Origin of the sequence: Mesorhizobium waimense, from assembly GCF_003601975.1 — a bacterium.
Taxonomy (GTDB): Bacteria; Pseudomonadota; Alphaproteobacteria; order Rhizobiales; family Rhizobiaceae; genus Mesorhizobium; species Mesorhizobium waimense.
Genome location: NZ_QZWZ01000006.1, coordinates 132,645 through 154,755 on the forward strand (window position 1 = coordinate 132,645; position 22,111 = coordinate 154,755).

General features: G+C 63.5%; 27 protein-coding genes. 10 read left to right on the plus strand and 17 right to left on the minus strand.

Going from position 1 to position 22,111, the window contains the following annotated elements; translation table 11 throughout:
- Positions 1-27 precede the first annotated feature (27 nt).
- A complete protein-coding gene (locus D3227_RS10000; RefSeq protein WP_120013953.1) occupies positions 28-639 on the minus strand; it encodes a TetR/AcrR family transcriptional regulator in 612 nt (203 codons plus the stop codon).
- Positions 640-867: 228 nt separating this feature from the next.
- Here D3227_RS10000 and D3227_RS10005 point away from each other — a divergent pair, with 228 nt between their 5' ends.
- A complete protein-coding gene (locus D3227_RS10005; RefSeq protein ID WP_120013954.1) occupies positions 868-1,500 on the plus strand; it encodes a trimeric intracellular cation channel family protein in 633 nt (210 codons plus the stop codon).
- Positions 1,501-1,503: 3 nt separating this feature from the next.
- Here the strand turns inward: D3227_RS10005 and D3227_RS10010 are convergent, their stop codons facing one another.
- The 7 genes from D3227_RS10010 to D3227_RS10040 all read right to left on the minus strand — a co-directional run bounded on the left by D3227_RS10010 (position 1,504) and on the right by D3227_RS10040 (position 8,847).
- The gene (locus tag D3227_RS10010) at positions 1,504-1,902 is read right to left on the minus strand and encodes an MmcQ/YjbR family DNA-binding protein (RefSeq protein ID WP_120013955.1); all 399 of its coding nucleotides are present in this window, start codon (positions 1,900-1,902) and stop codon (positions 1,504-1,506) included.
- Positions 1,871-2,746, minus strand: a complete 876-nt coding sequence (gene olsB / locus D3227_RS10015) for a l-ornithine N(alpha)-acyltransferase (RefSeq protein ID WP_167480665.1) — start codon at positions 2,744-2,746, stop codon at positions 1,871-1,873. Before olsB ends, D3227_RS10010 begins: the two co-directional genes overlap by 32 nt.
- A gap of 175 nt (positions 2,747-2,921) precedes the next feature.
- Positions 2,922-5,213: a PAS domain-containing hybrid sensor histidine kinase/response regulator gene (locus D3227_RS10020; protein WP_120013957.1), complete on the minus strand. Its 2,292-nt coding sequence runs from the start codon at positions 5,211-5,213 to the stop codon at positions 2,922-2,924.
- An 80-nt stretch (positions 5,214-5,293) separates the two neighbouring features.
- Positions 5,294-6,289 carry an acrylyl-CoA reductase (NADPH) gene (acuI, locus tag D3227_RS10025; protein WP_120013958.1) on the minus strand — a complete coding sequence of 332 codons (996 nt, stop codon included), beginning with the start codon at positions 6,287-6,289 and terminating at the stop codon, positions 5,294-5,296.
- A 93-nt stretch (positions 6,290-6,382) separates the two neighbouring features.
- Positions 6,383-6,871, minus strand: coding sequence for a signal peptidase II (gene lspA, locus D3227_RS10030; RefSeq protein ID WP_120013959.1), 489 nt, complete (start codon positions 6,869-6,871; stop codon positions 6,383-6,385).
- Between the two features lie 68 nt (positions 6,872-6,939).
- Positions 6,940-7,785: a TrmH family RNA methyltransferase gene (locus D3227_RS10035; protein WP_120013960.1), complete on the minus strand. Its 846-nt coding sequence runs from the start codon at positions 7,783-7,785 to the stop codon at positions 6,940-6,942.
- On the minus strand, positions 7,786-8,847 hold the full coding sequence (locus D3227_RS10040; RefSeq protein ID WP_120013961.1) for an RsmD family RNA methyltransferase: 1,062 nt from the start codon (positions 8,845-8,847) through the stop codon (positions 7,786-7,788).
- 135 nt (positions 8,848-8,982) lie between these two features.
- Between D3227_RS10040 and D3227_RS10045 the strand changes: the two genes are divergently transcribed.
- On the plus strand, positions 8,983-9,681 hold the full coding sequence (locus D3227_RS10045; RefSeq protein ID WP_120013962.1) for a helix-turn-helix transcriptional regulator: 699 nt from the start codon (positions 8,983-8,985) through the stop codon (positions 9,679-9,681).
- 99 nt (positions 9,682-9,780) lie between these two features.
- A complete protein-coding gene (locus tag D3227_RS10050) occupies positions 9,781-10,158 on the plus strand; it encodes a VOC family protein (RefSeq protein ID WP_120013963.1) in 378 nt (125 codons plus the stop codon).
- 113 nt (positions 10,159-10,271) lie between these two features.
- Here the strand turns inward: D3227_RS10050 and lhpI are convergent, their stop codons facing one another.
- The 4 genes from lhpI to sppA all read right to left on the minus strand — a co-directional run bounded on the left by lhpI (position 10,272) and on the right by sppA (position 13,065).
- Entirely contained in the window at positions 10,272-11,234 is a 963-nt protein-coding gene (lhpI, locus tag D3227_RS10055) for a bifunctional Delta(1)-pyrroline-2-carboxylate/Delta(1)-piperideine-2-carboxylate reductase (RefSeq protein ID WP_120013964.1), read from the minus strand.
- A gap of 123 nt (positions 11,235-11,357) precedes the next feature.
- Positions 11,358-11,702, minus strand: a complete 345-nt coding sequence (locus D3227_RS10060) for a DUF1049 domain-containing protein (protein ID WP_120013965.1) — start codon at positions 11,700-11,702, stop codon at positions 11,358-11,360.
- A 41-nt stretch (positions 11,703-11,743) separates the two neighbouring features.
- Entirely contained in the window at positions 11,744-12,028 is a 285-nt protein-coding gene (locus D3227_RS10065; RefSeq protein ID WP_006200394.1) for an integration host factor subunit beta, read from the minus strand.
- Positions 12,029-12,108: 80 nt separating this feature from the next.
- Positions 12,109-13,065: a signal peptide peptidase SppA gene (gene sppA / locus D3227_RS10070; protein WP_120013966.1), complete on the minus strand. Its 957-nt coding sequence runs from the start codon at positions 13,063-13,065 to the stop codon at positions 12,109-12,111.
- A 304-nt stretch (positions 13,066-13,369) separates the two neighbouring features.
- On the opposite strand from sppA, the gene lptC reads away from it, so the two are divergent.
- The 6 genes from lptC to ptsN all read left to right on the plus strand — a co-directional run bounded on the left by lptC (position 13,370) and on the right by ptsN (position 18,617).
- Positions 13,370-14,083 carry an LPS export ABC transporter periplasmic protein LptC gene (gene lptC, locus D3227_RS10075; protein WP_120013967.1) on the plus strand — a complete coding sequence of 238 codons (714 nt, stop codon included), beginning with the start codon at positions 13,370-13,372 and terminating at the stop codon, positions 14,081-14,083.
- The gene (locus D3227_RS10080; protein WP_120013968.1) at positions 14,070-14,651 is read left to right on the plus strand and encodes an LptA/OstA family protein; all 582 of its coding nucleotides are present in this window, start codon (positions 14,070-14,072) and stop codon (positions 14,649-14,651) included. Before lptC ends, D3227_RS10080 begins: the two co-directional genes overlap by 14 nt.
- Positions 14,651-15,469: an LPS export ABC transporter ATP-binding protein gene (gene lptB, locus D3227_RS10085; RefSeq protein WP_006200390.1), complete on the plus strand. Its 819-nt coding sequence runs from the start codon at positions 14,651-14,653 to the stop codon at positions 15,467-15,469. The genes D3227_RS10080 and lptB overlap by 1 nt, the downstream gene beginning before the upstream one ends.
- 214 nt (positions 15,470-15,683) lie before the next feature.
- Positions 15,684-17,213: an RNA polymerase factor sigma-54 gene (gene rpoN, locus D3227_RS10090; protein ID WP_120013969.1), complete on the plus strand. Its 1,530-nt coding sequence runs from the start codon at positions 15,684-15,686 to the stop codon at positions 17,211-17,213.
- 290 nt (positions 17,214-17,503) lie between these two features.
- The gene (hpf, locus tag D3227_RS10095) at positions 17,504-18,091 is read left to right on the plus strand and encodes a ribosome hibernation-promoting factor, HPF/YfiA family (RefSeq protein WP_120013970.1); all 588 of its coding nucleotides are present in this window, start codon (positions 17,504-17,506) and stop codon (positions 18,089-18,091) included.
- Positions 18,092-18,152: 61 nt separating this feature from the next.
- Entirely contained in the window at positions 18,153-18,617 is a 465-nt protein-coding gene (gene ptsN / locus D3227_RS10100; RefSeq protein ID WP_006200387.1) for a PTS IIA-like nitrogen regulatory protein PtsN, read from the plus strand.
- 71 nt (positions 18,618-18,688) lie between these two features.
- Here the strand turns inward: ptsN and D3227_RS10105 are convergent, their stop codons facing one another.
- On the minus strand, positions 18,689-18,946 hold the full coding sequence (locus D3227_RS10105; RefSeq protein ID WP_120013971.1) for a BQ00720 family protein: 258 nt from the start codon (positions 18,944-18,946) through the stop codon (positions 18,689-18,691).
- A 64-nt stretch (positions 18,947-19,010) separates the two neighbouring features.
- Entirely contained in the window at positions 19,011-19,436 is a 426-nt protein-coding gene (locus D3227_RS10110; RefSeq protein WP_120013972.1) for an Hsp20 family protein, read from the minus strand.
- A 143-nt stretch (positions 19,437-19,579) separates the two neighbouring features.
- Here D3227_RS10110 and D3227_RS10115 point away from each other — a divergent pair, with 143 nt between their 5' ends.
- A complete protein-coding gene (locus D3227_RS10115; RefSeq protein ID WP_120013973.1) occupies positions 19,580-20,521 on the plus strand; it encodes a nucleoside hydrolase in 942 nt (313 codons plus the stop codon).
- A 9-nt stretch (positions 20,522-20,530) separates the two neighbouring features.
- Here the strand turns inward: D3227_RS10115 and D3227_RS10120 are convergent, their stop codons facing one another.
- The 3 genes from D3227_RS10120 to D3227_RS10130 form a co-directional block, all read right to left on the minus strand.
- A complete protein-coding gene (locus tag D3227_RS10120; protein ID WP_120013974.1) occupies positions 20,531-20,911 on the minus strand; it encodes a hypothetical protein in 381 nt (126 codons plus the stop codon).
- A 110-nt stretch (positions 20,912-21,021) separates the two neighbouring features.
- Positions 21,022-21,369 carry a hypothetical protein gene (locus D3227_RS10125; RefSeq protein WP_245451718.1) on the minus strand — a complete coding sequence of 116 codons (348 nt, stop codon included), beginning with the start codon at positions 21,367-21,369 and terminating at the stop codon, positions 21,022-21,024.
- A gap of 80 nt (positions 21,370-21,449) precedes the next feature.
- Positions 21,450-22,064: a LysE family translocator gene (locus tag D3227_RS10130; protein WP_120013975.1), complete on the minus strand. Its 615-nt coding sequence runs from the start codon at positions 22,062-22,064 to the stop codon at positions 21,450-21,452.
- Positions 22,065-22,111 lie beyond the last annotated feature (47 nt).

Here is a 22,111-nt window from a genome sequence, read left to right on the forward strand (position 1 = left end):
TTGTTTCGCCTCCCCCAATCTCTTCGTTCAAGACGTGCTCGTCCGGCCCTTGCCCTTGAGCCAGCAGAGCGCCATTCCCGTTGCCGTTTCGGCGGCGAGATCCATTGTCATGCCGCGTATCCGCATCGCGTTGAATGTCGGGAAGTCGAACAGGAAGCTGATTGCCTGAACGGCATCATCGCCAGGATCGTCCTTGGCGAGCGCCTCTCGCACGAAGCCGGCCACCATGTTCCGCAGATACTCTTCCCATTCCCGCATGACCGGAAGCTCCCGCTCGCGCAGGTCGCTCTCGAGATGCCGTCCGCCGCGGTGGTAGAAGGCGAACAGCGCGTTCGCGACCCGGCTTAACCGCTCTTTAGGGTCGGTCGCCCCGCCGATTATCTCCGTCACTGATTCAGGCGATGGAGGACGCAGGCGCTCCATCAGCAATTCGCCGCAGGCAGGCACCAGGTCATCCAGGGTAGGAAAGTGCTTGTAGACGGTGCCAACGGCGACATCGGCTTCCGTGGCGATGTCCTTCCAAGTCGTACCGAAGATGCCGTTCTGGGTGTGCAGCTTGATTGTCGCTTCGAGAATCCGCTGCCGCGTCTTCGCGAAGGCAGCAGTCCGGGAGCCCATGCTGTAGCGGCGAGGAGACATAGGCGTCTACCCACATAATTTGAATGAACTATTCAGTCATTTAATTTGCCCGAAGTCAATCTCATTTCGCGGGATTCGAGGAAGTTGCGGGCATCGGCAGCAATCGCCGCGAAACCCGTCCAGGAAACTTGATGGCCTTAGCGCGATGACAACTGACCGGTAGCAACCAGATGGCTTCGTGCTATTCGCCGCTCGCTATTGCCTACTCACTATTTCATTATTCACCCCATGAACCCGATCGAGCTTCTCGACTATGCCGATGTCGCCGTCTTCGCGGCGACCGGGGCGCTTGCAGCCTCGCGCAAGCAGCTCGACATTATCGGCTTCCTGTTCCTGGCCAGCGTCACCGCCATCGGCGGCGGCACGTTTCGCGACGTCATCCTCAACCTGCCGGTGTTCTGGGTCGCCAACTCCAGCTATGTGCTGATCTGCGCGGCGGTGGCGGTGCTGGTCTTCTTCAGCGCGCACCGCGTCGAGTCGCGCTGGAAACTGCTGCTTTGGCTCGACGCTATCGGCCTTGCCGCCTTTTCAGTGATGGGCGCGGCCAAGGGCCTGGCGATTACCGGTTCGCCGGTCGTCTCCGTCGTCACCGGCGTGCTGACGGCCACTTTCGGCGGAATACTGCGCGATCTGCTGGCCGGTGAGCCGTCGGTGCTTCTGCGGCCCGAGATCTACGTCACGGCCGCCCTTGCCGGCGCCACCCTCTTCACACTTGGCGATCTTGCGGGAATGCCGCCGCTGGCATCCGGTCTGGCGGGCTTTGCCGCGGCATTCCTGGTACGTGGCGGCGCGCTCAAATTCGGCTGGGCCTTCCCATCCTACAAGAGCCGGCCCGGCCGGCGGCCGGAAGATATTCCGTGAAAATCAGGGTGCTGAGCGAGATGCCTGCCAGGCCTTGAGCAGCGCCTTCGGCGCTTGCGCCACAAAGGTGCGTTCGAGCCGGTGACGCAATTCGTCGGGTGCGATCACATGCACCCTGACGAGAATCGCCGGCCAACCCTTGTAGTGATCGGTCTCGAAATAGATGTCCGGTGCTGCCTCGAGCAGCATCTCCTTCTCGTCGAGCGGACACATCAAGACGATGGTGTCGGCATCCTTGACCCTGGCCAACAGCTTCTTGCCGACCTTCAGCGCCGGCGTGCCATAGGATGTGGTTTCGATGACGTCCGGCAGGTCGCTCACGGCAAGCCGCAATGCCTGCAATGCGCCGGAAAGATCGTTGCCCAACGCCTCAGGCGGCGAAGCGCTGGGCTTCCCCGCCATAGTAGTTGACGTAGCGGGCGCCGATCTCCTTGACCGGCATGACCACGAACACGTCGACGGTCGAGAATTCGTGATCGATGACGCAGCCGTCGCCGATGCGGGCGCCGACGCGCAGATAGCCCTTGACCAGCGGCGGCATCGCCGCGATCGCCGCCTTGGCGTTGACCGCCTCGATCGGCATCAGGTCCATGGAGCAATAGCGGCCGGCGACCGCCCTGACGTCCCAGGCCGAGTCGGTGCGGCAGTGATGGGCAAGATAGGTTAGCGCCTCGGCATGCGCCGCCGGCACGATGCCGTGGAACGAAGCGCAGCCGGTCATCACGCCGATGCCGTAATGGTTGATATAGGCCCAGATGCCTTGCCACAGCGCCTCGATAGTGCGCTTGGAGCGATATTCCGGCAGGACGCAGGAGCGGCCGAGCTCGAGGAAGCGCTGGCCGGGGTGGCGCGCGATCAGCTTGGTCAGTTCGAATTCGCCTTCGGAATAGAAGCCGCCAGCCGTCGCCGCGATTTCCTGCCGCAGCAGCCGGTAGGTGCCGACGATGCGGCGGTGCTCGGGGCCGGCAAGCGAGGTGTCGAGGACGAGCAGATGATCGCAGAGCGGGTCGAAGCGGTCGGCGTCGCGACGATCCTGCGCCTGGAACAGATCCTTCCTGGCGCCAAGCTCATCATAGAATACCCGATAGCGCACTTCCTGGGCGGCGGCGATTTCGGCCGCATTGCGCGCCAGGCGCACTTCGAGGTTGCCGATGCGGCCCAGAGGTGCCCCATTTGCGACGGCGTCGGCGGTCCGCGCGGCGAGCAGGGCGCCGCCGGCGTTCGGCCGAGTGTCACATTCCGGCATAACTGTATGCACGAGTGATTCTCCTTCGAGCCATCCCTCTTGGCACGGGGATACGGTGTAGGTGCAACAGGATTGTGACAGTACCGTGATACGGCGCTACGGGCAATACTTCGTCGGCTGGCGAATACGCTCAACCGGCTACGTTTACGTGATGAGAGACAGCCGATGCGCGGTGTCAGGCCGCGACCTGACCCTCGACGGCATGGACCAGAGCGTCGGGGTCGAGAGGCTTGGTGACGAAGCCGCTGGCGCCGTGGGCGAGCACGGCGTGACGGGTCTTTTCCTGGCTATCGGCAGACAACACCATGATCGGGACCGGCGGCACGGCCATTTCCTCCTCATGGCGACGGATGGCGGCGATCGCGTCCAGCCCGTCCATGACCGGCATATGCAGGTCCATCAGCACCACGTCGAAGCGATGCTTGAGCCCTGCATCGGTGATGGCCTCGACGGCGGCCTTGCCATTGCCGACCACCTTGACGCGATGCCCTGCCTTGAGAAGCGTGGCGCGGGCAAGCATGGCGTTGATGTCGTTGTCTTCGGCGATCAGCACCGACAGGCCATGCTCGCGGCGGCCAGCGCCGGCACGCACGGGCGGGGCGCCTTGCCTGTCCGATTTCGGCTGGGGAAGGGCCGGCGCATGGCTGGTCAACAGCACGCGCAGCAGCGTCTCGCCGCGCACCGGCCTGGCCAGGAAGGTGGCATAGCCATTGGCGCGGAATTCGCCAAGCATGCCGCGATCCGTCGGCGCGATCAGCGTGATCGCCTCGCAATCGGTAAAGCCGTTTTGGCGCAAGCGCTTGAGCAGGCGCCCGTCACTGTTTTCCATCGCCGCATCGACCAGCAGCACGTCGCAGCCGGCGGCGAACGGTGTCGCCTGGGCAAGCGTCGTCGCCAGATCGACCGCGCCGCCATGGGCGCGGATGGTGCGGGCGATGGCGTCGGCCTCGATGGCGTTCTTCGAAACGATCACGGCGCGGCGGCCGGCCAAGATATTTTGCCGGTTCTGCGGCGGTTCGGTTGCCGAAGTGGCGGGGAGCTCGAAGACGAATTCTGATCCCTCGCCGAGCCGGCTCGACACCGAGATCGAGCCGCCCATGGCGTTGACCAGCCGCCTGGAGATGGCGAGGCCGAGGCCGGCGCCGCCATGCACCCGCGTCGAGGTGCCGTCAGACTGCTCGAACTCCTCGAAGATGCGCTCCATGTCCTCCTCGCGCAGGCCAGGACCGGTGTCGGAGACCGTGAAGCAGATACGGTCGGTGGTCTCGGTGCGCGCCCGCGCCACGCTCACCAGCACACCGCCGGTGTCGGTGAACTTGATGGCGTTGCCGATGAGGTTGAGCAGCACCTGCCGCACCCTGCCCGGGTCGGCGGTAATCATCTGCGGCACGTCGGGCTCGACGTGGCAACCAAGGCCGATGTTCTTGCCGAAGGCGCGCGCCGCCATGAGCTCGATGATGTTGTCGGCGATCTCGCGCAGCGATGTCGGCTGCGGTTCCGGGTCGAAACGCCCGGCCTCGATCTTGGAATAGTCGAGCAGGTCCTCGATGAGCGCCAGTAGGGCGCTGGCCGAGGTCGAGACGGCGCCGACATAGGTCCGCTGTTCGGGCGACAGGTCGGTATCGACCAGGAGCTTGGCCATGCCCATGATGCCGTTCATCGGCGTGCGGATCTCATGGCTGACCGTGGCCAGGAAGCGCGACTTGGCCTGGCTGGCATATTCGGCTCGCTCGCGGGCGGTGATCAGCGAGGATTCGGCGCGCTTGCGGGCGGTGATGTCGCGGGCGATGGCGCGATGCGAGACGGCGCCATTGTCCTTGTCGCGTACCGACAACTCGATCCAGGAAAACCAGCGCGGGCCGCTCGGCGTGCGAATGGCGACGTCGGTGGAGCTCAGGCATTCGTGATCCGAGAAGGCGGCGTCGGGAACGATGCCGACATCGATGCCAAGTTCGGATAAGGTCTTGCCGGAAAGGTGGCGCTGGTCGATCTCGACGAGATCGGCGAAAACCTTGTTGGCATAGACGATGTTGCCGTCGCGATCGCGATGGACGACGAGATCGCCGAGTGCGTCGATCAACCCGCGGAAGCGTTCCTCGCTCTCCTGCATCTCCCACATGCGGTCGGCCAGCGTCTCGATCTCGGCGCGGCTGCGCGCGGCGGTTTCATCGAGCAGGGCCGCCGCGCGGCGTTCATTGCGCTTGGCTCGCAGGTGCATGCCGAGGCCGGCCAGGCCGGTCGCCAGCAAACCGATGGTGACGAAGATCGGTGCGCCGGTCAGGTGAGCCAGCCCAGCCAGCACGGCGGTGGCGACGATCGTCAGGAAGGGCAGGCCTTCGGGATTGGCCGGCGGCGATGCCGGCACCAGCGGCGGCGCTGCGACAAGCAGCCGCTTTGGCACCTCGGGGCCGGGCCCGTCGACGCCTTTGGCACTGCCCGGGGCTCTGATGCCGGATTCCGCGATCATGCGGAAAGCCTTGCCATAGAGAGATTATGGAAGATTGCGGCGGATCGTTCGAATTTTAGCGGTCGCGCCGTTTTGCCTTGTCAGCGCTGCATATCGACCACGACACGGCCCCTGATCTTGCCGTCGACGATGTCGCGCGCGGCATCTATGATACCGTCGAATCCGATGGTCGTGGACAGCGTGGCGAGCTTCTTGTGGTCGAGATCGGTGCCGATGCGACGCCATGCCTCGAGGCGAACCGGCTTCGGCGCCATGACCGAATCGATGCCGAGCAGCGAGACGCCGCGCAGGATGAACGGCGCGACGCTCGCCGGGAGGTCCATGCCGCCGGCCAGACCGCAGGCGGCGACCGCGCCGCCATAGGAGGTCATCGACAGCACATTGGCCAGCGTATGGCTGCCGACCGCATCGACGCCGCCGGCCCAGCGCTCCTTGGCCAGCGGCTTTGCCGGCTGGGTCAACTCATCGCGCGAGATCACCTCGGCAGCGCCGAGATCGATCAGATAGGGGCTTTCGGCATTGCGGCCAGTCGAGGCGATGACATGGTAGCCGAGGCTGGACAGGAGCGAGACCGCGACCGAGCCGACGCCGCCGGCAGCACCGGTCACCACCACCGGGCCGCGATCGGGCACGATGCCGTGCCTTTCGAGCGCAATGACGCAAAGCATGGCGGTATAGCCTGCCGTGCCGACCGCCATCGCATCATGCGGGCTCATGCCCTCAGGCAACGGCACCAGCCAGTCGCCGTTGACGCGCGCGCGGCCGGCATAGGCGCCGAAATGCGTCTCGCCGACGCCCCAACCGTTCAGGATGACCTTGTCGCCCTTGCGCCAATCGGCGTGGGAGGAGGAGATGACCGTGCCTGCGAAATCGATGCCGGGCACCAGAGGCCAGCGGCGGATGACCGGCGCCTTGCCGGTGATGGCCAGCCCATCCTTGTAGTTCACCGTCGTCGCCTCGACCGCGACGGTGACGTCGCCTTCCATCAACTCGGCCTCGGTGAGGTCGGTCACCACCACCGACTGTTTTTTCTCTGCGTCGCGTGAAACGAGGATGGTTTTGAAGGTTTCGGGCATTTTGTCCCCTCGGTCTGGATACGCGGACTGTGCGTCGACGGCCCGGCGAGGTCAATCTTTCAAGGGAGTAGGGCTTTCAAGAGAGTCGGCCGTTCAGGCGTCCGGCCCCTGGGGTTTGGCCTCGCGCCGCCAGCCGATCAATTCGTCGAAGACGACGAGTGCTGCGCCAACCGAGATGAAGGCGTCGGCGAGGTTGAAGACGGCGAAGGACCACACCGGCGTATGAAACAGGATGTAGTCGATGACGTGGCCATAGACGGCGCGGTCGATCAGATTGCCGAGCGCGCCGCCGATGATCAGGGCAAAGCCAATCCGGGAAAGGACATGGCCGGCCGGCGTGCGCATTGCGAGATAGAGCACGAAAGCGACGACGAGGGCGGCAATCACCACCAGGCCGGTGTCGCCGAAGGACGAGAACATCGAGAAGGCGATGCCGGTGTTGTAGGTGCGAAAAAGCGCCAGGAAGGGCAGGACATCGACCTTCTCCTGAAAGGCGAGACCGGTCTCCACCAGCTGCTTTATCCACTGGTCGAGCCCGATTGCGACGACGACCAGCAGGGCGTAGGGGGACCATGACTTCACGATTTGGTGTCCTCTTGCCTTATCATGATCTTGTCCGAAAACCGGACGCCACTTTTCGGGATCATGGTCTAGTCCGGCCCCAACTTCAGCGCGCCGCGTCGGATCTCGAACAGCATGACGCCGGTGGCGACGGCAAGATTGAGCGAATCCGCGCGGCCGGCCTGCGGAATCCTGAGCAGCCGGTCGCAGCTTTCGGCGAGGCTGTCTGGCAGGCCCTGCTGTTCGTTACCCATCAGCAAGAGCACCGGGCCCCTGGCAAAGTCGACCGAGCGGTAGTCGACCGCGCCTTTCAGATGCGTCCCGGCGACGAGGCCGGAAAAGCTCTTTCGCCAGGCGAGGAACGATTCGGGCGTCGCCTTGGCAACAGGCACGGCGAAGATCGAGCCCATGGTGGCGCGCACGGTCTCGACGGAGAACGGATCGGTGGTTTCGCCGACCAGGATGACGCCTTTGGCGCCGACGGCATCGACGGTGCGGATGACGGTGCCGAGATTGCCGGGGTCGCGCACCCGGTCGAGCGCCACCCAGACATCGCCATCCCTGGCGCGGATGTCCTTGAGCGGCAGGATCTTTTGCGCAAAGACGCCGACCACCATTTGCGGATTGTCGCGGCGGGTAATCGCCGTCAGCACCTTTTCCGAAACTTCGAGCACGGTGCCGCCGGCGGCGACCGTGCGTGCCGCAACCTTTTCGACTGCAGCGTTGCCGCGCCCGGCCTTGGCGAAGACCAGCGTCTTGATCGACCAGCCGAGGTCGAGCGCGTCGATGACCAGCTTCAGGCCCTCGGCCATGAAGGCATTCTGCTGGTCGCGGAATTTCTTCAAGGCGAGCGCCTTGATGTCCTTGACCAGCGGATTGGCGAGGCTTGTGACTTCCTTCACCTGCCCCGGTGCGCCTGCGTGCCGCTCGCTCATTCAGGCCACCCAGCGAGAGAACAGCGAGGTCGACAGCGCCCGGCCGGCGGATTTCTCGCGGATGATCAGTTCGCCCGACTCCACCGTGCCGCCCATGCCGGCAAAGGTGTCGCGCATCAGAGCGTGGATGGCGAAGAAGGAGGCGCGGATCGAATAGGCGGTCAGCACCACGGCAAGCGGTTTTGGAGTCAGGATCGCGCGGCAAAGGTCGGTCAACCCGGGCAGATCCTCGAACAATTGCCAGACCTCGCCCTTGGGGCCGCGGCCATAGGCGGGCGGGTCGAACAGGACGATGTCGTAGCGGCTGCCGCGGCGTTCCTCGCGCTCGGCGAATTTCACCGCGTCGTCGACGATCCAGCGGATCGGCTTGTTGCCGAGCCCAGCCATTTCCTGGTTCTCGCGGGCCCAGCCGATCGCCTTCTTAGAGGCATCGACATGGGTGACCTCGGCCCCGGCGCGAGCCGCCACCAGCGAGGCAAGCCCGGTGTAGCCGAACAGGTTCAGCACCTTGACCGGCCGCTTGGCCGCCGCGATCAGGCCGGCCATGTGATCCCAGTGCGAGGCCTGCTCGGGAAAGACGCCGACATGGCGAAACGAGGTGAAGCGGCCGAGATAGTCGATGCCGTCATGCTTCATCGGCCAGGTCTCGCCGAGCGGCGTGCTGGGGAAGCGCCAGCGGCCGATGCCTTCCTCGTCGGTGTCGCCGGTGAAGATGGCGTCAGCGCGCTCCCAGTCTCTTGCCGGCAGCGCCTTCTGCCAGATCGCCTGCCCCTCGGGCCGCACGATACGATAGGGGCCATATTGCTCGAGCTTTTGCCCGGCCCCGCTGTCGAGCAGCGCATAGTCGGCGTTGGGAGCGACTTGGAGGATCAGCGGCAGCCGTTCGGCGGGCAGGACACCGTCGCGGCGGGAAAGGATGCGCGGCGTGTTTTTCGGTTCGGAGCGGTTCTGTGGCTCCGGTCTTCCCGTCGAGCCAGCCTCGCGCGGACGCGCCTGCGGAGCGCCGGCTTTGTCAGGCTGGCGCGGGCGTTTGTCGCGGTTTCGGTCGCGAAAGGATTTCAAGAAAAGTCTCCGGAAACGGCAGGCCGCTTTTGACATAGGGCCACCGGCTTCGCAACACGATGGTCGGCAGGCTTGGGCGCCGTTTGCGCCACCCCGCAATGGACCTCGCCTGAAGAAACAGGCAAATCTGCGTCGATGTCCCGCTCCGAACGCCTGCTTGACCTGATCCAGATCCTGCGCCGCCATCGCCGGCCGGTCAGCGGGCGCACGCTCGCGAGTGAAATGGGTGTCTCGATCCGCACGCTCTACCGCGACATCGCCACGCTGCAGGGGCAGGGCGCGTCGATAGAGGGCGAGGCAGGACTTGGCTATGTGCTCAAGCCCGGCTTCATGCTGCCGCCGCTGATGTTCACAGACGAGGAGATCGAGGCGATCGTGCTTGGCTCGCGCTGGGTAGCCAAGCAGCCGGATTCGCGGCTGTCGGCCGCCGCGACCGACGCGCTGGCCAAGATCGCCGCCGTGCTGCCGGACGATCTGCGCGAGGAACTCGATGCGAGCACGCTGCTTGTCGGGCCGGCCGCTGGCGCCGTCGAAGGCATAGATCTCGGCCTGGTGCGGCAGGCTATCCGCAACGAGCGCAAGCTCGGCTTCCTCTACCGCGACGCCGGCGGGGCTGCCTCGGAGCGCGTGGTCTGGCCGTTTGCGCTCGGCTTCTTCGACAAGGTGCGGGTCGTGGTGGCCTGGTGCGAGACGCGGCAGGATTTTCGCCACTTTCGCGCTGATCGGATCTCGGGGCTCAACGCCACCGACATCCGCTACCCGCGCCGGCGGCAGGCCTTGCTGAGGGAGTGGCGAGCGACGCTCGATGTGCCACGGCGCGGGCCGGGCGATTGATCCGGGTCGAGTTTTTTTCGTGTTCTTCCGATCGGCTGCTGCCAGAATCTGACAGTGGCCGCGCCTATGCTTCTCCAATCGAAATCTTGGAGAACAGACATGAATACCCCCAATTTCGTTATCCTCTATGTCGACAGCCCGGAGCGCAGCGGTGCCTTCTACGGGGCGCTGCTCGGACGCCAGCCGGTCGAGGCGTCGCCGACTTTCGTGCTGTTCGTGCTCGACGGCGGCTTCAAGCTCGGCCTGTGGTCGCGCCACACGGTGGAGCCGGCGGCCGCGGCGGCGGGCGGCGGTGCTGAACTCGTCTTTGCTCTGGACACGTCCTATGCGGTCGATGCTGCCCATCAAGGCTGGACCGAACGCGGCCTGAACATCCTGCAGGCGCCGACCGACATGGATTTCGGCCGCACCTTTGTCGCGCTCGACCCCGACAATCACCGGCTGCGCGTCTACTGGCTGAATGAGGCGGGCCAGTAGGGCAGTAGGGCAGTAGGGCAGTAGGGCAGTAGGGCAGTAGGGCAGTAGGGCAGTAGGGCAGTAGGGCAGTAGGGCAGTAGAAGGGCCCTATTCCCCTATTGCCTTACTGCCTTTCACTTGAGTGCCTTGTACACGGCGATGCCGGCGGCGAGGTCCTCGAGGGCGGCGCCGACCGATTTGAACAGCGTGATCTCGTCATCGCTCTGCCTGCCCTGCCTCTCACCGCGGGCCAGTTCATGCAGGTCGGCGACGATGGCTTCCGGCTTCAGTACGCCGGAGGCCAGCGGCTGGACGATGTCGCCCGCTTCCTTGGTGGCGCCGGCGCGGGTGTCGACATAGACGCGGGCGCGCTGAATGGCGTCGTCGTCGCTTTCGCGCATAGTCGGCGTGAAGCCGCCGACCAGGTCGACATGGGTTCCCGGCCGCAACAGCGCGCCCCTGATCAACGGCGCCGTTGTAATGGTCGCCGACGAAACGATGTCGGCCTCGCCGAGTTCGGCAGCGAGATCGCCAGCGGCGCTGGCCGGGAAACCCTCGGCGCGCAATTCGGCTGCGACCTTTTCGGCATTGGCCGGCGTGCGGTTCCAGATGCGGATGGTCTTGATCGGCCGCACCGCCGAATGTGCCTTGGCAAGGAAGGGCGACAGCGCACCGGCGCCGACCACCAGCAACCGCGAGGCGTCCTCGCGGGCCAGATAGGAGGCGGCCAGCGCCGAGGCGCAGGCGGTGCGCCACTGCGTCAGCCGTTGGCCGTCGATCATAGCCTCGGGTTCGCCGGTCGTGCCGTCGAGCAGGAGGTAGAGCCCCATCACCGCAGGCTTACCGATGGCGTTGTTGTCGGGTGAGACGGTGACGATCTTGACGCCGATATGCCCGCCCGCCGAGGTGCCAGCGGCGTTGAAATCGGTCCAGGCCGGCATCAGCAGCAGCGTCGAGGCCGCACCATCGGGCCGTTCGACGGTGTGATGGTGGCGGACCGGCTGCACGGCGCCGTCGCGAAAGGCGCTGCGCAACGTCTCGACCAGGCCCTTGAAGCTCAGGGCATGGTCGACCTCGGCGGCCGAAATGGTCAGCATGAAAAACTCCCCGGAAAAACGCCTGACGCACGGTCCGATATGGTTTTCGGAAGGGTCATGCGTGAAATCAAAATGCCCAGCGTCTTTTTGCGCGTCAAAAAAGGATGCGCGCGCTGTCCTGCTTCAGGCTGTAGGTTTCGGCAAGGCTGTCCCTTGAGCCGGTCCCTGCGGCGCGGCTGGTGCGCGGCTGACCGCCTGGCGCAGGTTCTCGGCCTCGACACCGCGCTGGCGCGCCAGCTTGCGGTAACGGCCCTGCTTGACCCATGTCGCCAGGCTGCCGACGACCATGCCGACGGCGAGAGCCAGGAACAGGAAGATGAAAAGCGGCAGCGTGAGCGTCAGTGCCGGGTTGCCGGGATTGAACGGATCCAGCGTGAAGGCGACCAGCTCGCGATTGGCGACGGCCAGCGCGATCAGGATAACGGCCAGCGGCACGAAGACCACGATGAGCATGAAGCGATTGAACATAAGGTTTCCTGTCGAAAGGCCGGGTTGACCCCGCGCGGCGCCTATTTGCCGCCGTTCAGCCTTTCACGCAACTCCTTGCCGGTCTTGAAGAACGGCACCCATTTCTCCTCAACCTCGACGGATTCGCCGGTGCGCGGGTTGCGGCCGGTGCGGGCGGGGCGGTTCTTAACCGAAAAAGCGCCGAAACCGCGCAATTCGACCCGGTTGCCTTCGGCAAGGGCATCGGTGATCTCGTCGAAAATGGCGCCGACGATGTTTTCGACATCGCGCAGGAAAAGATGCGGATTGCGCGTGGCAATGATCTGCACAAGTTCGGATTTGATCATGAGAACGGTCCCCGTGAAAGCACTGCGGTCAAATTATGAGGATGATTTTATTTGCTTTTTCATCCGTCCCAAACGGCCCGTCAAGGGTGCCAGACCGAAACGAGACCGTCAAGAAACAAGCGGTCCGCTCCAATTTCATGAATCACGTCGCCGCCGGCGTCGGGAAGGCCGAACGCGCTGGCGATCGTCCTGGCCATTGTCTTGGAGAACAGGAAACTGCCGCGCCCTTCCGTGTCCTTCCATTCCACCACCTTGAGCTTGGCGTCGACGCCCTTGGTCGCCAGCCAGTCGATCGCCTCGGTCTCGCCGCCGACGGCGTCGATGAGGTGGTTGGCAAGCGCCTGGCGGCCGGTGAAGATCGAGCCGTCGGCAAGCGCCAGCGCCTGCTCGCGGGTCATCTTGCGCCGTTCGGCGACGATGCCGACGAACCAGTCGTAGCTGTCGAGGATGAGCTTGCGGACCATGGCGCGCTCGTCGTCATTGGTCGGCTTGAAGGGCGAGGGCGAGGCCTTCAGTGGCGAGGATTTCACTTCCTCCAGCTTGATGCCGAGCTTGTCCATCAGGCCGCTGACGTCGGGATACTGGATCAGCACGCCGATCGAACCGACCATGGAGGATTTGCGGGCGACGATGTGGTCGGCGGCACTTGCGATCATGTAGCCGGCGGACGCAGCGAGCGTGCCGACCTCCGCCACCACCGGCTTGTCGGCGGCGAGCTTGCGCACCTCTTCGAAGATCGATTCGCCGCCAACCGTGGTGCCGCCGGGCGAATCGATCGACAGGATGACGCCTTTCACCTTCGCGGACTGGCGGATGGTTTCCAGCCGTTTGATCAGATCCTCGTCCTCGGTGATGGTGCCTTCGATCCTGACCTTGGCGATGTGGTCGACCGCCGAACCGGTGAAGTCGTCGTTGTAGACCCATGCCGACAGTGCGATCAGTGCGGCCGCGGCGACGCCGAGCGCGGCAACGCGCCAGAATGTCAGCTTGCGGCGCAAACGGCGGCGGTCGATCAGGTCGTCGGCTCTCAGTGCCATGGTCAGCCTCACGGTCGGTGGGAAGAGATGCTTTTAAAGCAAGCGCCAACGCCCGGCTACCGTTTCCTGAGGGCTTGCGCGAGACGCAAGATTGTCTGCGGCTGCGAAGCGGCGTTTCACGAAAAATTAACGCTGCCTGTCCGTATCTGCTATGAAGTGCGGAAATTGTGTCGCCTTCATTTCCGTTTGTAACACAGCGGCCGTCATATTTTTGCGGTTTTCCTCGGCTTGTGCTTGCTTGCGGGGACCGGCATCCCACCTATAGGCGGTGTTTTGGCGGGCAAGGGTTTATTAGAAAATAGTCATGCTAGCGCGATCGAACGAACAGACCAATGCCGAGACGGCTTTGGCGCCTGCGGCGCCAGCCGGCACGCGCGGTGACGCCTTCGACCTCGCGCAGCGGCATTCGCGCCGGGTGCGTGTGCTGAAATTCGCGGTGCCGCTGCTTGCGGCCATCATCGCCGTTGCCTTTCCGGTCTACTCCTATCTCGCCGCGCCCGCGTCCATCTCGGTGCAGGCCGACGGCAGTGCCTTCTCCGACGGCAAGCTGGTGATGGCCAATCCCAAGCTCAACGGCTTCACCAAGCAGAAGCTGCCCTATTCTCTGACGGCGCTGCGCGCCATCCAGGACGTCGGCAAGCAAGGCATCATCGACCTGGAAGGCATCAATGCCAAATTGCCGCTGGCGCCCGACAATGTGGCGACCGTCAACGCAACGCGCGGCATCTACGATCGTGACGGCAACACGATGAACCTGACCAGCGACGTCACCGTGACGACAACCGATGGCATCGAGGCCAAGCTCAAATCCATCTTCCTCGACATGGGCAAAGGCACTATGAAGACGAATGATCCGGTCCATGTCAGCCGCGGCGGCTCGCGGATCACGGCAGACACGATGTCGATCGAGGACAATGGCAAGGTCCTGGTTTTCGAAAACAGAGTGCGCGTCAACATCGACGCCGCCAGCCTGAAGGCGGCAGAGGCAAAGAGCGGAGATTCGAATGCGTCCCAGTAGTTCGGCACGGCTTGTGGGCGCGGCATCGGCGCTGCTGCTGCTCGGCCTGGTGCCTTCGTTCGCCCAGTCCGGCGCGACCAGCCAGTCCGGCCTCAAACTGTCGGGCGACCAGCCGATCCAGATCGAAAGCGACAAGCTGGAAGTCCGCCAGGCGGACAGCGTCGCCGTGTTCAGCGGCAACGTCACCGTCACGCAAGGGCCGACCATGCTCAAGGCCGGCAAGATGACGGTCTACTATGTCAAGGATCCCAATGCCGCAAAGGGCGCGGCCGCGGGAGCCTCGGCGATGACGGGCTCGGCCAATATCGACCATCTGGTGGTCGAGAACAAAGTCTATATGAAGTCGGATGACCAGATCGCCACCGGCGACAACGGCACTTTCGACATGAAGACCCAGGTGCTCGTTCTGTCCGGCAAGGAAGTGGTCCTGTCGCAAGGCCCCAACGTGCTGAAGGGCTGCAAGCTCACCGTGCAGATGAAGACCGGCCTTGCCAATGTCGACGGCTGCGGCGGGCGCGTCATCATGTCGATGACGCCGCCGCCGAAGCAGGGAGCGCCGAAGAACTAATGGCCGGCGTAGCGTCGCTGCTGGCCCGCCTTCCGGGGCGGGCCGCCGGCAAATTAGGAACACCGGCCACGGCCAATGTCGATTCCGCGAAGTTCAAGGGCACCTTGATCGCCAAGGGCCTGACCAAGAGCTATAAGGGCCGCAAGGTCGTCAGCGGCGTGACCATCGGCGTGCGCGCCGGTGAGGCGGTTGGGCTGCTCGGCCCCAACGGCGCCGGCAAGACGACCTGTTTCTACATGGTCACCGGCCTGGTGCCGGTGGATGAAGGCACGATCGAGATCGACGGCTTCGACGTTACCTCGATGCCGATGTACCGCCGTGCCCGGCTCGGCATCGGCTACCTGCCCCAGGAAGCGTCGATCTTTCGTGGCCTGAGCGTCGAACAAAACATCCGCGCTGTGCTCGAAGTGGTCGAAAAGAGCCGCAAGGAGCGCGAGCGCAGCCTCGACGAACTGCTCGAGGAGTTCCACATCAGCCATCTGCGCAAGGCGCCGTCGCTGTCGCTCTCCGGTGGCGAACGGCGTCGCCTCGAGATCGCCCGCGCGCTAGCGACGCGCCCGGCCTACATGCTGCTCGACGAGCCTTTCGCCGGCATCGACCCGATTGCCGTCGCCGACATCCAGCAGCTTGTGCGCCATTTGACGGCGCGCGGCATCGGTGTGCTGATCACCGACCATAATGTGCGCGAGACGCTCGGCCTCATCGACCGCGCCTATATCATCCATGCCGGCCAGGTGCTGACGCATGGCCGCGCCGACGAGGTGGTCGCCAATGCGGATGTGCGGCGTCTCTATCTCGGCGAAGGTTTCACGCTCTGAGCGTAAAATACGTTTCCCCGCGGTGAATTTTGGCAATTCTCGGTTGTTTTTTGAGATTTTTCGTTCGGATAACGCTCCGGTAAGCGACTCTTGCTAGCGTTTCGCTTGACAAGCAAAAGCCGGGCCAGTCTCTATGCCCGGTCGGAAAAATTCGCTCCGGCTGTTCCGATGCGTAGACTTCCCAGTGGGTAGAGAAGGCGTTTGAAACCGAACCATGGCTCTGGCGGCAAAGCTACAGCTACGACAGTCCCAGTCGCTGGTGATGACGCCGCAGCTGATGCAGTCGATTCGGCTGCTGCAGCTTACCCATGTCGAGCTGGAACGCTTCATCGACGACGAGATCGAGCGCAATCCGCTGCTTGAGCGCGCCGAGCCGCAGGACGATGCGGCGAGCGACCAGGCGCAGAAGAGCGATGCCGCGCCTGAGCCCGCTGCTGACGGGGACTGGTTCGAAGCCGAGACGCAATGGAGTGCCGAGGCGATCTCGGACAAGCTCGACTCCTCGCTGGAGAACCTTTTTCCTGACGATCCCGGCACCAGCGAACGGCTTGGACCCGACCTTACGGCGCAATGGAAATCGGCCTCCGGCAACGGCGCCGGCGGATCGTCGTCCGAAGGCTTCGACGTCGGCGACATGGCGGCCACGGCGATCACGCTGCGCGAGCATGTCGGCGAGCAGATCGCCCTTGCCTTCGCCGATCCAGCGGCGCGGCTGATCGCCGGCGAGCTTGCCGACGGCCTCGACGAGGCCGGCTACCTGCGCGCCGATACCGCCGAGATCGCGGCCCGTCTCGGCACGAGCGGGGCGGCGGTGGCCAAGGCGCTTGGCGTTTGCCAGACATTCGAGCCCGCCGGACTGTTTGCCCGCGACCTTGCGGAATGCCTGTCGCTGCAGCTGGCCGTGCGCGACCGGCTCGATCCGGCGATGAAGGCGCTGGTCGCCAATCTGGAACTTTTGGCGCGCCGCGATTTCCAGACGCTGAAACGCATCTGCGGTGTCGACGAGGAGGATCTTCTCGACATGCTGGCCGAAATCCGGGCGCTCGACCCGCGGCCGGGCACGGCGTTTCTGGGCGGCGCCAGCGATGCGATCGTCGCCGATGTCGAGGTGCGGGCGGCCAATGACGGCAGCTGGACGGTGGAGCTCAATGCCGAAACGCTGCCGCGCGTGCTGGTCGATCATATCTACTTCGCGCGGGTTTCCGGCCACGCGAAAAACCAGACGGAAAAGGATTTCCTGGCCGAGTGCCTGCAGAACGCCAACTGGCTGACGCGCAGCCTTGATCAGCGGGCCAAGACCATCCTCAAGGTGGCGTCGGAAATCGTGCGCCAGCAGGACGCGTTCCTGGTCCATGGCGTGCGTCAATTGAAGCCGCTCAATTTGCGTACGGTGGCCGATGCCATCGGCATGCACGAATCGACCGTCAGCCGGGTCACGGCGAACAAATACATGCTGACGCCGCGCGGCGTGTTCGAGTTGCGCTATTTCTTCACCGCTTCGATCGCCTCGGCGGGCGGCGGCGATGCCCATTCCTCGGAAGCGGTGCGTGACCGCATCAAGCAGCTGATCGACGAGGAAAAGCCCGTCGACGTGCTTTCCGACGACGCCATCGTCGACATGCTGAGGGAAAGCGGCGTCGATATCGCCCGGCGCACCGTTGCCAAGTACCGGGAAGGCATGAACATTCCCTCGTCGGTGCAGCGCAGGCGCGAAAAGCGGGCTTTGGCCAGCGTCGGGCGTTGATACGGCCCTCAAAGCAGGCCCTGCGACGCGGTCGGATTTCCACAGCTTTCGTGCTTCATTGACAAGCCGCAATGAAGTGGCTAGAAGCCCGCCCGCATGAGACGGGCTCGAAGCCCGCATGCGATGGTCCGTCACGGCGAAGGCTACGGACGGCCAAGAAGGCGGCTTGTGATCAATCGGAAAGTCCGGATTTAAAAACAGCGGGAGTGCCGCCGCAAAGCTTGTGCGCACGGACCACGAGTATAAACTCGGGGCAGTTTGAAGCCTGAGCAGGGAAGGTCAGTTTTCAGATGAAACTGCGCATATCGGGAAAACACATGGATATCGGCGATGCGTTTCGTACGCGCATCAACGATCGTGTCGGCGAGGCGATTGGAAAATATTTCGATCGTGGTTTTTCAGGGCATGTCACGGTCATCAAATCAGGGTCGCGCTACTCCGCCGACTGCATGATCCGGCTCGATTCCGGCGCTTCGCTGCAGGCGACCGGCGACGCCCAGGATCCGACGCTGGCCTTCGAGGCCGCGGCAGACCGCCTGGAAACGCGGCTTCGGCGCTACAAGCGCCGGCTGAAGTCGCACAATTCAGGCAATGGCAATGGCGAAGAACTCACCGACATCGCCTATACGGTGATGGCGCCGCTTGCTGACGATGACGAGGAGATACCGGACAATTTCGCGCCGGCCATCGTCGCCGAATCGACCATGACGCTGCGCACCATGTCGGTGGCGTCGGCGGTCATCGAGCTCGACACCAAGGACAGCCCGGTTTTCGTCTTCCGCAATGCCGGGAACGATCATCTCAACATCGTCTATCGCCGGCCGGATGGGAACATCGGCTGGATCGATCCGTCCACGACCAAAGTCGCACAGGGATAAGAAGCCAGCCGCGCGAGGGGGCGAGGACTGGCGGGCGGCGGCGAACAAGGGAATTTCAAGCATGGATCTGAGCGATCTGATCAACGTTCCGGCGATCATGCCGGCGTTGAAGGCGAACTCAAAGAAGCAGCTGCTGCAATTGCTGTCCGAAAGGGCGGCGGCGATTTCCGGCATTCCGGAGCGGGAGGTGTTCGACACCATCTTGCAGCGCGAGCGGCTGGGTTCCACCGGCGTCGGCAACGGCATCGCCATTCCGCACGGCAAGCTGGCCGGGGTGAAGCGCATTGCGGGTGTCTTTGCGCGGCTGGAGACGCCGGTCGATTTCGAGGCGCTGGACGACCAGCCGGTCGATCTGGTGTTCCTGCTGTTGGCGCCAGAAGGTGCTGGCGCCGACCACCTCAAGGCCTTGTCGCGCATCGCGCGCGTGCTGCGCGATGCCGACACGGTTGCCAAGATCAGGGGCACGCGCGACGCGGTCGCGATCCATGCGCTGTTGTCGGACACACAGGCTTCGCACGCGGCCTGAAGTTTCTTTGGGATAAATCTTCCAAGGGCCGCCGCGGGCGGCCCTGTCCATTTCAGTGGCCAGCAGTCGCTTTAGTGAATAGCCACGGTGGTCAGGTCGTTCTCAAGCGCGCCCGCCAGAGCCCGGTCGCGGGCGTCCGAAAGCAGGATCGGCTGGCCGTTGGCGGCAAACAGCGCCCATAGCTCCATGCCGGGCGCGATTTCGCCGAGGCCAGGGAAGCGCCCGCGCAGATCGTCGCTCGACACTTTCCTCAGATAGGCGACGGTACCTTCGCCGAGATGGGCGAATTCACCGCTGGTCATGGTGAGATTTTCGTCAGTTCTGGTCATTTCAAGCCTCCTTGGCGCGAGGACGCCGCTCAAGGCCGCCTCGCATGAGAGCCATCGGTGAGGATCAGTCTTTCACCGATATGTTTATTTTCCGTACCAGCCGCTCGGCCTCCGGTCGGTCGAGATCGATCGACAGCAGGCCGTTCTTAAGCTCCGCCGCAATCACCCGCATGCCGTCGGCCAGCACGAAACAACGCTGGAACTGGCGCGCGGCGATGCCGCGGTGGAGGAATTCGCGCTCGGTGTCGTCATTCTGACGGCCGCGCACGATCAACTGGTTCTCCTCCGTGGTGACATCGAGATCGCATTCGGCGAAGCCCGCGACGGCGAGCGTGATGCGCAGCCTTTCGGCCATGCCGTCAGCCCCGCTGAGGCGCTCGATGTTATAGGGAGGGTAGCTGTCGCCGGACTTCGCCAGGCGTTCGAGCGTCTTTTCCATGGCGTCGAAGCCCAGGAGAAGCGGACTCGAAAAGGGCGTCATTCGGCTCATGTTACAGTGTCCTCTCAAGAGCGACATAAAGTGGAAAAACCCAGATGGCATTTTTCCCGATGGTCTTGATATGGTCTGCCCCACGGCCAAGTTCAAGCCATCAAAAACCCCGCCCAAAAAGACTCCCCAGACAAGGAATTGAAATGCCCCAATCCCGCAAGATCATCATCGACACGGATCCCGGCCAGGATGATGCCGTCGCCATATTGCTGGCGCTCGGCAGCGCCGAGCTGGACATCGTCGGCATATCAGCAGTTGCCGGCAACGTGCCGTTGAACCTTACCGAAAAGAATGCCCGCAAGATCTGCGAACTGGCCGGGCGGCCCGATATCAAGGTCTATGCCGGCGCCGTCCGGCCGCTGGCGCGCGAACTGGTCACCGCCGAGGAAGTGCATGGCAAATCCGGCCTCAACGGGCCGCAGCTGCCGGACCCGACGATGAAGCTGCAGGACCAGTATGCGGTCGATTTCATCGTCGAGACGCTGATGAACGAGCCAAGCGGCTCGATCACGCTCTGTGCGCTCGGGCCGCTCACCAACGTCGCGCTGGCGCTGATCCGCGAGCCGAGAATCGCGCCGCGCATCAAGGAGATCGTTTTGATGGGCGGCGGCTTCTTCGAGGGCGGCAATGTCACCCCGACCGCCGAATTCAACATCTATGTTGACCCGCATGCCGCCGACGTCGTGTTCAAAGCCGGTATTCCGATCGTCATGATGCCGCTCGACGTCACCCACAAGGCGCTGACCACCGCCACACGCACGCAGGCCTTCCGCAAGCTCGGCACCAGGGTCGGCACGGCGACGGCGGAGATGCTGGAGTTCTTCGAGCGCTTCGACGAGGAGAAATACGGCACCGATGGCGGGCCGCTGCATGACCCTTGCGTCATCGCCTATCTGTTGAAGCCGGAGCTGTTCAAGGGCCGCAACTGCAATGTGACGGTCGAAGCCTCGTCCGAGCTGACTATGGGCATGACGGTGATCGATTGGTGGGGCGTGACCAAGCGGCCGCAGAACGCCATGGTGATGCGCGACATCGACCATGACGCGTTCTTCGCGCTGCTGCTGGAGAGGCTGGGGCGGCTTTAGGGCCGCCTATCAACCGCTTAGCAATCGATAGGTGTCGGTCCCGTTCTTGTGGTGCTGACGTTCAAGAGGGAGCACCGAACCCACGGGATGCGGCGCTCCCACGTCATCGTCGATGAATATCAGCGCGTTGCTGTCCTCAAGGCGTACGTCATAGGTGTAGTACAGCCCGCGGCCCGCAGCGGCTTTCGGATTGAGAGGCATCAACCTGATATATTCGACCACACCCATCCCGCGCTGAGTTGCAACGATCGGATTGTTTTGCAGTTGCACGAAGGGAATAATTCGAACCAGCGCAAATGCGCAAAAGAAAGCAATGCCGATCACGGCGTCGCTGTACTCATATTGCAAGATAAGCAAGCGATTCCTAAAGGAAACGTTTAACTTTTTCATACTGTATATTTGTGAGGCTGTGCATAGTTATTCAATATGCGCAGAAAAGAAAAACGAACGCCTCTTGCGATCTTTACGTTCTGCCGCGAGCCGGGCTTTTGCGATCCGGCTCATTCTGGAAACCGATAGAAGATGAAGCCATTGTCGCGCGTGACGCGCTCAATGCTCACGTGGGAATCGATGAGGTGAGGGCGATCGTCATTGATGAGAACAGGCGAACCGTTCTCGAGAAAAAGTACATAGATGGTGCCGTGAGAACCCTTGCCCCATTGAGCACTTTTGACCGTTGCGTCGATTGCTTCAACTGTCCGGATCGGACTTGCGTCATTGGCCCAGTCGTTGCGAGCCAAGGCAAACAACATCGCGAAAAAACAGCCAGAAATGACCAGGCCAAGCGCGTTCCGCTTCAAACCAGCATAAGTCCACGGCATAGACATGAATCCCCAGCCCGGATTCATGTGGTGGCCGGACGGCTGACTTTCAATCAGCCGTCTTTAGCTACAAAGCGATCTAGTTGCGCGGCTCGCAGCTATTGGCGTTACTTCGCCTTCGAGAATGCGAGCCACAGGCCGCCGCCGACCAGGAAGCTGCCACTGATCCGCGACAGCAGCCTGACCCGGCTGGCCGACAGCAGGCGTCCGGCGCGGGCGGAGGCGAGCGCGTAGGTCGAATCCGACACGGCGGCGAAGATCATGGCGGTGAGGCCCATGACCGTGATCTGCAGCGCATAGTTGCCTTCCGGAGAAATGAACTGCGGGAAGAAAGCGCCGAAGAACACCAGGGTCTTGGGGTTGCTGAGCGCCACCAGCAGGCCCTGCAAGAAGAAGCCGCCGCGCGGCTTCCTCGCCGTTCCGTCGGCGTTCAGCGTGCCCTTCGAGCGAAACATCTGCACGCCCATCCAGATCAGGTAGGCGGCGCCGATCAGCCTCACCCATTCGAACCAGTGACCCATGCCCGCGATCAGCGAGGTCAGGCCGATGCCGACAATGGCGATCATGATGGCGAGACCGGCCTGTGTGCCTGCGACGTTGGCAAGGCCGGCACGCGAACCGTGGCGGATGCTGTTGGCGATGATCAGCGTCACCGTCGGTCCGGGCACCAGGATGATGACGAGACAGGCAAGCAGATAGGCGGCGTAAAGTTCCAGCGACATGGGGGTTTCCTCGACAGAATGCCGCTATGCGACGCGGCCAAGTCTAA